Source organism: Photorhabdus kleinii (genome assembly GCF_025384885.1).
GTDB lineage: Bacteria > Pseudomonadota > Gammaproteobacteria > Enterobacterales > Enterobacteriaceae > Photorhabdus > Photorhabdus kayaii.
This window is the reverse complement of the sequence record NZ_JAJAFY010000121.1, coordinates 1-1,561: the sequence shown is the minus strand read 5'-3', so window position 1 is coordinate 1,561 and position 1,561 is coordinate 1. Positions and strand designations below refer to the sequence as shown.

Below are 1,561 nucleotides of genomic sequence, written 5' to 3'. Positions count from 1 at the left end.
CAGTGACAAATGTCACACTCGCCAATATTGCCAGGACGGCAGCTAACGCAGCGGCGCTGGCCGCTGCGGCAACAGCTAAAATTTCCACCAGTGCAATCAGTGCAGCAGCAACGGCAACGGTGACCAGGACAACAACGGCAACTTCGGCAATAATCACAACTACTTCCAGCATGCCTTCCCCCACCTCTTTTAATATTTGCATCCAGCTAATGTTTTTTAGCTCTTCCAGGGTGATATCTGAGCCCTGTTGCACAGTCTGCCATCGGGCTTTTATCTCATTCTCCGTCCAGGTCACGATTTTCCCCGTTTGTTCATTAACCCAGGAAAACGCGTAGCTGACTTGATGAGTGACCGGATCAATAATCTCTTCACACACCCACTTGCCGGCTTGATTGAACCATGCTCCAAACTGAGCAAGGAGTTCGCGGGTACTGTCACGGACATAATTCAATCCGTTTTCGGTCAGACCCGCCACCTCCTGCCCGAGGACAACCCAGTCTTCATAGCTCGGTAAGAAAGACCAACGGGAAGTGCTAAGCAGCGGTGGATTTTTTGTCAGGGGTTGCGGAATGGTCCCCGGTACCCCCTCTGCGGGAAGAGCGGGTAAAGCTTTATCATCAGGCGGTGAACCGGGCGGCAGCGGTGCCAGTGGTATGGGATTTTTATAGTGTTGAGAACCGGGTTGATAATGTTTTCGCCACGCTTCATCGTACTGTTTTTGCTCCTCAGAGCGATTATCGTCAACACGCATCACCCCAAAGCGATCTTCGGTCGCAATCTGGATATAATCAGTTTATTGTCCCTGAGTTAGATCATCCCCCGGAAATTTCACCTCAATCAACATTTTCAAATTATCAGGGTGCACAGAACCATCGAAGTAGGTGGCATTTCTGCCCGGCCAACGGAGTGCCTCATCTTTAACCAAAATAATATCGGGGCGACGGATACCAACAACCCCAAATTTCTCCGCGTCTTCGGCAGAAGGCCGGGCAAATGGGTTACTGGATTGCGGTAAATTATCACTATAACGCTGCTTAGAGATTTGGCTGGTTGCCAGCATGGGTAAAGGGACATCTTGCTCTCCTCTGATAGCAAACACCACTTCTGCTTTATAGGGCCATAAAAAGTCATGTTTAAGTTCCTCAACCTTAATCAATCCACTCATAATAATTTGATTAAGAAAGCGAATAGCGCCCAGCTTGGTGATAATCATTGCGGGCAAACGCAGAGCATACTCAGCTTTTTCCGCCAGATAACAGGGGTCTTCATCGGCGGGAAAGACCCCTATTTCCATCGTGCAATTAATTGAGGTCACGGCCGGGCACATTTTACCGCTGTTGGATATTGTCATACTTATTTCTCCGTAAATTCCATCACATACTCTATCTGCGTGTTACCGCTGGCACGGTATAAGGTTTGCTTCGGTTTCGGTGGGACTTCTGGTGAACTCAGTTGCAGATTTTCTTCCGCCTCACTCTGTACCGTCACGGTTCTGCCCAGCGCATCGGTTTTACCGGAAAGGGTCTGACCGCCAGCGGTGGTAATGGTATAGGGGGTATGC

At 49.5% G+C, this 1,561-nt stretch carries 2 protein-coding genes and 1 pseudogene; all 3 read right to left on the bottom strand.

Annotation, left to right across the window (positions count from 1 at the left end; translation table 11 throughout):
* Positions 1-751 (bottom strand): annotated as a pseudogene (locus LG003_RS22860) (VRR-NUC domain-containing protein); the annotation flags it as partial.
* 42 nt (positions 752-793) lie between these two features.
* The gene (locus LG003_RS22855) at positions 794-1,351 is read right to left on the bottom strand and encodes a VRR-NUC domain-containing protein (RefSeq protein WP_262981744.1); all 558 of its coding nucleotides are present in this window, start codon (positions 1,349-1,351) and stop codon (positions 794-796) included.
* 2 nt (positions 1,352-1,353) lie between these two features.
* Positions 1,354-1,561 (bottom strand): hypothetical protein (locus tag LG003_RS22850; protein ID WP_262981743.1); only part of this gene is annotated, 208 nt, incomplete at its 5' end.